An 8,664-nucleotide genomic window follows, 5' to 3' on the forward strand; every position below is an offset into this window, starting at 1 on the left:
GCGTGCGGGGTCCGCGGTGAGCGGCACGCGCCGAGGGCGCCGGTACCGTTCCGCCCGTCTCGGCCCGCCGGGGCCGGGGACGTCACCCGGTCCGGGTCCACTGCGGGTCACGACCGGAGGCGGCCAGGGCGCGGTCGAGGAGCGTGGCCGTGGAGGGGACCGCCACCGGGGCGGCAAAGCCCCCGTACCGGCGGTAGAGCTCGGCGTGTTCCTCGACCACGCCCAGAACCAGCCGGGCCAGATCGTCCCGGACCCCGTAGTCCTGACCGGAGGCCCGGGCGACGTCCCAGCCGTGCACCACCATCTCCTTGATCACCATCTGGGCGACCGCCACGGCGGGCACGGTTATCCCGCTCACCTCCACCTCGCCCTCCCACACGGCCGGACGGGCCCAAGCGGCCACCGCCCTGTCCAGCTGCTCCGCGTAGGCGTCGGCCCAGTCGGGGTCGGCGGTGAAGTCGCGTGCGACCAGGTCCCTCGGCAGCTCCTCCCTGTGTGCGCGGCGCTCGAGACCGTGCGCGGTGTAGAGCACCCAGTGGTTGACCAGGGCGCGGCCATCGAAGTCCGCACACGGAGTCGGTGCGTCGAGGTCCTCCGTCCGGACGCCGCGGGCGATCCGTGCCGCCTCCGCCGCAGCGCGGGCCATCAGGGGGTGGAATGCGTGAGTGTTCATGCGCAGATCCTGGACCGGTGCCGAGGACGAGGTCTTGAACAAATGCGACGGCCAGTACTCCGGCTGTAGTACTTGATCACTGTTGCGGAGCGACCTGTCGTTGCCGCCGCCCGTCGTCGATCACGGATGGCCTCATCCGTGCCGCTGCGCCGGGCGGACTGGAAGGCTGAGCTCATGGCTTCGAGCATCGTCTCCAGTACACCGAGTATCTGCGGACTGGTACGAGCGCCCTCTGGGTTCGGTTGCGGGAGCTCCTTCAGGACCAGGGGCTCGACCCTGAGGTGACGGTCGTCGTTGGCCTCTTGCAGGAGGGCCCCGGTCGCGAGGACGGCCAAGTCTCCGGCGACGGCAGGGTCTACAGGTCCAGCCTCTTCTATTGATCAGAAACGGCTCGGGTTCTCATCAACATGAGGGGTCTTCACCGGGGTCGCCTGATCCGCCTCGACGGTCCTGGCCGCCTCGGCTGCTTCCCGGAAGGTGACGACCGCCTCGCCGTTCTCCCGCGCCCATGCGGTGAGCATCCTGATGGGCTCCTCCAGGGTTCGCCCGAGATCGGTCAGGCCGTACTCCACGCGCGGCGGCGCCTCGGCGTACGCGTGCCGCTCGACGAGCCCGTTGGCTTGGAGCCGGCGCAACGTCTGGGTCAGTACCTTGCGCGAAATGCCACCGCTCAGCTCGACCAGCTCGCCGTGGCGCAACGGGCCGTCGGTCAGCGCGAAGAGCGTGACCATGGACCACTTGCTGGCGATGATCTCCATGGCCAGGAGAGCGGGACAGTCGGCGAGGAAGGCAATTCCGGGTCGCAGGCTCATGCCCCGAAGGTTACCTGGAGGTACCTAGTGGCCGCCTATCGTCGTCGAGGTGCGCACACCCCCTTACTCGCATCTCGCACGATTGAGGTATCAGCCATGTTCGTCTCCCTTGCCGTCGTCACCGTGTTCATGTCGGCGCTTCTCCTGGTGTCGGCCGGGGCCAAGTCTCTGCGGACGCGGCACATCACCGAGCAGATGTCCACCCTCGGAGTGCCGCAGAGCATGATGGCTCTCCTGATCGGCGCTCAGATCGCGGGCGCGGCCGGTGTGGTCGCCGGACTCTGGTGGGGACCCGTCGGAATCGCCGCCGCGATCGGCCTGACGCTCTATTTCGCTGGGGCGGTCGCCTTCCACCTGCGCGTCGGAGACCGCAAGGGCGCGTCTCCGGCGGTGGTCCTCACTATGGCCTCCGTCGCCCTGATCGTGCTGCGTGCTGCCACCCTCTGACAGCGGACAGCCGGTCTGACGCCGACCTTGATCGTGCTGAGTGAGGTTGGCCTCCGATGAGGACGGCCACCGTTGATCATCGTGAGTCGTGTCGACAAACGAAGATCATCCGGTGGCCGTGGGCCCCAGCGCAGATCCTGCTCGGTGGCAATCGGTGTTCGAGGGCCTGATGGGCAAGGTGGCGGGCCGGCCTGCCCGGGTGGAACCCCGCTGCCGAGCAAGGGCGTTCGTGCTGGGGCTGCTCGCGGACCTGCCGAGGAAGAACTGCTGGACGATCGCCGAGCACGCCGGTAACGCCGGCCCGGCCGGCATGCAGCACCTGCTCGGCCGGGCCCGCTGGGATGCCGACCGAGTGCGTGACGACATACGGGACTTCGTAGTCGAGCACCTCGGCGACGAGGACGCCGTACTGGTCGTCGACGAGACCGGGGACCTGAAGAAGGGCGCCGCGAGCGTCGGGGTCCAGCGCCAGTACACCAGAACCGCGGGAAGGATCGAGAACTCCCAGGTCGCCGTCTACCTCGTCTACGCGAGTGCGGCCGGGCACGCCGCCATCGACCGCCGCCTCTACATCCCACGGTCCTGGACCCAGGACCCGCAGCGGTGCCGCTCGGTCGGCATCCCCGACGACCTGAGGTTCGCGACCAAGCCCGCCCTGGCCACCGAGATGATCGCCCAGGCCCTGGACGCCGGAGTGCGGGCCGGGTGGGTCACCGGCGATGAGGTCTACGGCGGCGACCCGCACCTGAGCGCCGACCTGGAACAGCGTCAGATCGGCTACGTCCTGGCCATCTCGCGTAAACGGTCCGTCCCCACCCACGCGGGCATCTTCCCGGCTGGCGTGCTGGCCCACGGCCTGCCGAAGAAAGCCTGGCAGCGGCTGTTGGCGGGAGCCGGGGCCAAGGGCCACCGCTTCTCTGACTGGGCCCAGGTCGGGATCACCAGCCCGAGCGGCACCTCGGGGCATCGGTGGCTGCTCGTGCGACGCAACCGACGCACCGGCGAACTCGCCTACCACCGCTGCTACTCACCCCGCCCCGTCCCCCTGACCGCACTGGTCGAGGTGGCCGGCCGCCGCTGGACAGTCCAGGAGACCTAGCCGCGAAGAGCCTGGCCGGACCGGACGAGCACCAGGTCCGCCGCTGGGTCTCCTGGCACCGTCGGACCACCCTGGCCATGCTCGCGCACGCTTTCCTCGCCGTCGCAGCCGCCATCGAACGGGCCACGACCACCACGACCCCCGAGCTCAGCCCGCTGACCTGCAACGAGATCCAAAGACTGCTCGCAGGCCTGCTCGCACCGGCCCGCGACCTCGCCCACCGCCTGCACTGGTCCGCATGGCGCCGCCGGCACCAAGCACGCTCGCGCACCAGCCACTACCAGCGACAAGCCACCCAGCAACCATGAAGATCGCGATCTACAGCCGGAGTACTAGCCTGACCGGTATGACGTCCCCGGATCTCGGACGCGGGGTGCTCCATCCCGGCCCGGCCGCAGCAGTGATCAGCCTGACCCGGCACGATCCCGCACCGGAACTGGCGCGCTTCGTGGAGTTCTACTGGTCGGTGCGCTGGAGCCGCGACGGCCGACCCGCCTATGAGCAGAAGGTGCTCGCCCATCCCAACATCCACCTCGTCCTCGAGGCGCCCTCGGCTCGGATCTACGGAGTCAACCGGTCGCTCTTCATCCGCAGGTTGGAGGGGGCCGGGCAGGTGCTCGGGGTCAAGTTCCGCGCGGGCGGGTTCCGTCCGTTCGTCGGCCGGTCGGTGGCGGACCTGGCGGACCGGGCCGTTCCGGCCGCCGAGGTCCTCGGCCCCGAAACGGACCTGCTCAACGACGAGGTGCTCCGCAGTGCCGGGGACCCCGCCGCCCTCGTGCCCCGCGTGGACGCCTTTCTGCTCGCCCGCCTGCCCGAGCCCGATCCGGTGGCCGAGCAGGTCGCCGCGATGGTCGGGCGGATGACCGGCGGATCCGATCTGCGCAGGGTCGACCAGGTGGCCGAGGAGTTCGGCATCACGGTGCGCCGCCTGCAGCGCCTCTTCGCCGAGTACGTCGGGGCCTCCCCGAAGTGGGTGCTGCGCCGGGCCAGGCTGCACGAGGCCGCCGAGCGCGCCGACCGGGGCACGGCCATCGACTGGGCGGCGCTCGCCGCCGACCTCGGCTACGCCGATCAGGCCCACTTCACCCGCGACTTCACGGCAGCGGTCGGCACGTCACCCGGTCGCTACGCGGCGGGCGGAGGGTGATGCCGACCCGCCGGGGGAGCCCCGCGCGTCACAGGTAGGGCACCACTGCCACCGGGCAGGCCACGTGGTGCACGGCGGCGTGGGCCACCGGCCCGACGTGGGCCCCCGGGCCCGGCCTGCGGAGGTGCTTGCCCAGCACGACCAGGTCGGCCGAGGCCGAGGCCGAGGCGGTGACGAGGGCGTGGGCGGCCGGACCGCGTACCGCCTCCGCGTCCACGCGGACCTCCGGGTAGAGGCCGCGCCAGCGCCGGAGCGTCGCGTCGAGGCTCTGCCGGGAATCCTCGGCGACCGACTCCTCCATCGGGCCGGCCGAGACGAAGCCCAGGTACTCGCGGCCCCCGGGCACGTCCCAGGCGTGGCGCACCATCAGCGGCACCGCCCGCCCGGCCGCCGCCTCGAACGCGAACTCCACGACGGCGTCGCACGGGTGACGCAGGTCCAGCCAGAGCATGACGCCCGCACCTGCGTCGCCTGCCGCGTCCGGGCCCGTCCCGCCCGCCGGGTCGCCCGGCCGTACCAGGACGACGGGACAGGTCGCGCGGGCCAGCACACCGTGGCTCACCGAGCCGACCAAGTAGCCGTGGAGCGCCCCGAGCCCCCGGGAGCCGAGGACGAGCATGGCGGCGCCCTCGCCGACGGCGGCGAGGGCGGTCTCCGGGTCGTCCGTCACCTGGACGGACGTGGTGGTCAGACCCTCGTGCTCCGCGCGCAGGGCCGCCTCCTGCCGTGCGAGCTCGGCCCGGCTCCAGCGCAGTGCGTCCTCCCGGCCGAGCGCGTGCGACGGCGGCCAGGGCCAGGCCCGAACCAGGTCGAGTCTCCGGCCGGTGCGCACCGCCTCACGGGCCGCCCAGTCCGCTGCCGCCCCGCTCTCGGGTGATCCGTCGAATCCCACGACGATCGGCTCGTTCACGTCTGACTCCCGGGTCGTGCGTCGATGAGGAACAGGTACCGGCGGAGCGGGCGGATCACGGCCCGCCGTGGCCGGAGCCGGAGCCGGGGACGATGACGACGGGGCACGGCGCCCGGCGGAGCAGTCCGTGCGGGACGGAGCCGAGCCGCATCCCGGTGAAGCCGCCGTCGCCGCGCCGGCCCACCACCACGGCGAGCGCGTGCTCGGAGAGCCGGGCGAGTTCCTCGACCGGGTGGCCGCGGACCACCTCGTGGGTGATGGTCACGTCGGGGTGCTCGGCCGTGCGGCCCGCGGTGGCCTCGCGCAGCTGCCGCGCCAGCGTCTGCACGGCGGTGGGCTCGTCGAGGTGGGCGATGAGCACGGAGCGCCAGGCCCGTACGGCGAGGACGTCGGCGCCGCGCCGGGAGGCGAGGTCGACCGCGACGTCCACGGCGGCGGCGGACGTCGGGCTGTCGTCGACCCCGACCACGATCACCGGAGGGTCCTGGGTCACGTGCTCGGGTGCGCGGACCACCACGACCGGGCAGTGCGCCTGGGCGCTGACCGGCGCCGCGACGGAGAAGGTGCTGAGGGCCTCCTCCAGCCGGTTCATCCCGCGGGTGCCGAGCACGATCAGGGCGGCCTGCGCGGACTCGCGGCAGAGCACCTGGCCGGGGCTGCCGTCGAGGACTACACCGGTCAGCTCCAGGTCGGGCCGCCGGCCCCGGGCTGCCGCGGTGGCCTTCTCGACCGCCTCCTCGCCGCGTTCGCGCAGCACGTGGTGGTACCGGCCCTCGTCGAACGCCCGGAGGTCCGAGAGCGGTCCCGGGACGGCGTGCACCAGGCGCAGCGGCAGCCGGCGCCGGTCGGCCTCGTCGGCCGCCCATGCCACCGCCATCGGGGTATGGGACTCCGCGTCGATGCCGAGCACGATCGGCGGCCGTCCATGTGTGGACACCATGACTCCTCCTCCGCCCGGACACTGTCTGCAGGTTCCACGCTAGGGACGGCGCCGCCGTGCCGCGAGGGCCGACCGGCCCGTACGGGGTACCCGGAACGAGCCCTGCCCGGGTCGCCGCCGGGGTGTCAGGGCCGGGTGCCGGCCGTCCCGTCGAAGACCGGTGAGGGGAAGGCCGTCGCACGGGTCGGGCCGTCGTCGACCTCGAACGCGAGCTCCTGGTGCACGGCCACGACCCCGTCGACCGACGCGCAGAGCCGTTCGATCACGGGCACCAGGCTGCGCTGCGGCACGGTGCCGCGGAGGCCGACCACTCCGTCGTCCACGGTGACGGTCACGGTGCCCGGGGACAGCCAGAGGGTCTCGCCGAGGACGTCCGCCTCGATCTCGGCGGCGATCTCCCCGTCACCGCGGAGGAACGGGCTCAGCAGGTCGATCCTGCTGACCGTGCCCACCAGGCGGCCGCTGTCGTCGACCACCGGGAGGCGCTTGAGGCCCCGCTGCTCCATCAGCCGCGCGGCCCGGACGATGCTCCAGCGCGGCCGGGCCGTGACGACGGGCGAGGACATCACCCCGGCCGCCGTCTCGGCCGACGTCGGGGTGAGGCCGGCCAGCCGCGCCTTCCCGGAGACGTCGTGCCGGTCGGTGGGCCCGTCCGCCTCCCTGCGGACGAGATCGGCCTCCGACACGACGCCGATCGGCCTGCCGTCCTCGTCGGTCACCGGGACGCCGGCGATGCCCGCACTCTGCAGGAGGGCCACGATCTCCTTGAACGGGGTGTCGGGCCGCACGGTGAACACGTCCCTGGTCATCACGGACTCGACGGTGCGGTGCAGCATCGTTCCCACCTTCCTGTGCCGGCCGTCCGGCGGGGCGGGCCGGACCTCCGCCTCAACGGTCCCTGCAGCGGCCCGCGCGGACCAGGGCCGGCCGCCCGCGACGCACGGGGCCGAACGGTCCCGTGGGCGCCCGCCGCACCGTTCGGGCCGGGTCAGGCGGCGGCTTCCCCGGCGACCTGCCGGTGCACCGCGGCCATGTCCACGGCGCGGATCCTGCGCACGAGGTCCTCCAGGCCGGCCTCGGGGAGGGCGCCGGAGCGGGCGTGCAGCACGATGCCGTCCCTCACGGCGAACAGGGTCGGGACGGAGGAGATCTGGAAGTCGGAGGCGAGTTCGGGCTGGGCCTCGGTGTCGACCTTGCCGAACACGATGTCGGGGTGGCGCTCGGAGACCCGTTCGTAGACGGGGCCGAACATCCGGCAGGGCACGCACCAGCCCGCCCAGAAGTCCAGCAGCACGATCCCCTCGGCGGTCGCGATCTCATCGAAATTGTCGGTGGTCAGTTCGACAGTGGCCATGGCCCTCTCCTCCGTTCATATACCCCTATGGGTATATGAACGGGGGGCCGGGGTGCGTCTATTTCCGGCCGCCCCGTCGGCGCGCATCCGGTCGGACGTGGGTTACTCTCGGGTATTGATACCCCTGGGGGTACATGGGAAAGGTTGATCATGGTGACGGAAGTGGACATCGAGGCCTTCGCCGCCGCCCGTGCGCGGGGTGCACTGGTGGTGGACGTGCGCGAGCGCTTCGAGTACGCGGCGGGGCACGTGCCCGGCGCCCGCTGGATCCCCCTGGGGATGCTCGCCGACAATCTCGGCGATCTCCCGCGCGGCGGGCTGGTCATGGTGATCTGCGCGTCCGGCAACCGCAGCCGGGTGGGTGCCGAGATCCTGGAGCGGGCCGGGTTCGAGGCCGCGTCCGTGCGCGGTGGATCGGCGGCCTGGTCGCTCTCCGGACGGGACCTCGCGACCTCGGCCGGCTGACGCGCCGGGAGTGGCGCGTCCGGCCGGAACGCCGCGCTGCCACCGCCTTCCCGGCGGAGCGTCGGGGAGGCGGTGGCGGTCGGCAGGACCCTGCGGGGATCAGGCGGAGACCGCGGCTGCGCCGGAGGTGCGGCGTCGGACGGCAGCGCCGAGCGCCAGGCTGCCCGGCCCGGCCGTCGCGATCAGGAGGAAGGCCCAGCAGAACATGGCCGCGGGCTCACCGCCGTTCTGGATCGGCCAGAGGGCGTGCTCCTGGTGGACGCTGAAGTAGGCGTAGGCCATCGACCCGGAGCAGATCAGCGCCGCCGGGCGGACCGCCGCTCCGACCAGCACCAGAGCCCCTCCCGCCAGCTGAATGGCGGCCGCCCACCAGCCGGGCCACTGCCCGACCTCGGGCGCCCTGCCGTGCGCCCCTCCCGGGACGCCGAAGAGGGTCGCGGCTCCGTGGCACGCGAACAGGAGGGACACCACGATGCGGAACAGCCCGAGGACGGCGGGGCGGGCGCGTTCGGCGAGCGGTGCGAGGTCTGCGGACACGAGAACTCCTCGAACGGGGGCGAGAGTCAGTGGGGGCCCGGCTGCAGGGGTGTCGGCCGGGGGCGGTCCGGTGAGCCGGTCGACTTGACGCGACAGTGTCAATTCTGACGCCGCGTCAGCCGCCGGGCCAGGCCCGTGAACCTCTGAAGTTCCTCTGAGTCGTCCGGCCGCCCGGCGGGCGGGGCGGGCCGGGGGGGGGGGAGCGGGGGGGGGCGCGCCCCCCGGAGCGTGGGCGGGGGGGGGGCGGGCGGCGGGGGGGGGGCGCCGCGGCCCGGGCGGG

General features: G+C 72.9%; 10 protein-coding genes and 1 pseudogene. 4 read left to right on the forward strand and 7 right to left on the reverse strand.

The window, feature by feature from the left end:
• Window positions 1-82: 82 nt before the first annotated feature.
• Together ACFV0G_RS28650 and ACFV0G_RS28655 are read right to left on the reverse strand one after the other, a co-directional pair.
• A complete protein-coding gene (locus ACFV0G_RS28650) occupies window positions 83-673 on the reverse strand; it encodes a TIGR03086 family metal-binding protein (RefSeq protein WP_380554166.1) in 591 nt (196 codons plus the stop codon).
• Window positions 674-1,053: 380 nt separating this feature from the next.
• Entirely contained in the window at window positions 1,054-1,485 is a 432-nt protein-coding gene (locus ACFV0G_RS28655) for a winged helix-turn-helix transcriptional regulator (RefSeq protein WP_380554169.1), read from the reverse strand.
• A gap of 96 nt (window positions 1,486-1,581) precedes the next feature.
• On the opposite strand from ACFV0G_RS28655, the gene ACFV0G_RS28660 reads away from it, so the two are divergent.
• From ACFV0G_RS28660 to ACFV0G_RS28670, 3 genes and pseudogenes are all read left to right on the forward strand, one after another.
• Entirely contained in the window at window positions 1,582-1,932 is a 351-nt protein-coding gene (locus ACFV0G_RS28660) for a DoxX family protein (RefSeq protein WP_380554172.1), read from the forward strand.
• A gap of 169 nt (window positions 1,933-2,101) precedes the next feature.
• Window positions 2,102-3,339: pseudogene (locus ACFV0G_RS28665) on the forward strand (IS701 family transposase).
• Window positions 3,340-3,377: 38 nt separating this feature from the next.
• Complete coding sequence (locus ACFV0G_RS28670; protein WP_380554175.1) at window positions 3,378-4,178, forward strand: DUF6597 domain-containing transcriptional factor; 801 nt, start codon at window positions 3,378-3,380, stop codon at window positions 4,176-4,178.
• A 28-nt stretch (window positions 4,179-4,206) separates the two neighbouring features.
• Here the strand turns inward: ACFV0G_RS28670 and ACFV0G_RS28675 are convergent, their stop codons facing one another.
• The 4 genes from ACFV0G_RS28675 to ACFV0G_RS28690 form a co-directional block, all read right to left on the reverse strand.
• A complete protein-coding gene (locus ACFV0G_RS28675; protein ID WP_380554178.1) occupies window positions 4,207-5,088 on the reverse strand; it encodes a universal stress protein in 882 nt (293 codons plus the stop codon).
• Between the two features lie 55 nt (window positions 5,089-5,143).
• A complete protein-coding gene (locus tag ACFV0G_RS28680) occupies window positions 5,144-6,028 on the reverse strand; it encodes a universal stress protein (RefSeq protein WP_380554181.1) in 885 nt (294 codons plus the stop codon).
• A gap of 125 nt (window positions 6,029-6,153) precedes the next feature.
• Window positions 6,154-6,864 carry a CBS domain-containing protein gene (locus ACFV0G_RS28685; protein WP_380554184.1) on the reverse strand — a complete coding sequence of 237 codons (711 nt, stop codon included), beginning with the start codon at window positions 6,862-6,864 and terminating at the stop codon, window positions 6,154-6,156.
• Window positions 6,865-7,016: 152 nt separating this feature from the next.
• The gene (locus tag ACFV0G_RS28690; RefSeq protein ID WP_380554186.1) at window positions 7,017-7,382 is read right to left on the reverse strand and encodes a thioredoxin family protein; all 366 of its coding nucleotides are present in this window, start codon (window positions 7,380-7,382) and stop codon (window positions 7,017-7,019) included.
• Window positions 7,383-7,532: 150 nt separating this feature from the next.
• Between ACFV0G_RS28690 and ACFV0G_RS28695 the strand changes: the two genes are divergently transcribed.
• A complete protein-coding gene (locus tag ACFV0G_RS28695; RefSeq protein WP_380554188.1) occupies window positions 7,533-7,847 on the forward strand; it encodes a rhodanese-like domain-containing protein in 315 nt (104 codons plus the stop codon).
• Between the two features lie 99 nt (window positions 7,848-7,946).
• Here the strand turns inward: ACFV0G_RS28695 and ACFV0G_RS28700 are convergent, their stop codons facing one another.
• Window positions 7,947-8,384 carry a DoxX family protein gene (locus ACFV0G_RS28700; RefSeq protein ID WP_380554191.1) on the reverse strand — a complete coding sequence of 146 codons (438 nt, stop codon included), beginning with the start codon at window positions 8,382-8,384 and terminating at the stop codon, window positions 7,947-7,949.
• Window positions 8,385-8,664: the final 280 nt, after the last annotated feature.

Source organism: Kitasatospora sp. NPDC059571, from assembly GCF_042735675.1.
Taxonomy (GTDB): Bacteria; Actinomycetota; Actinomycetes; order Streptomycetales; family Streptomycetaceae; genus Kitasatospora.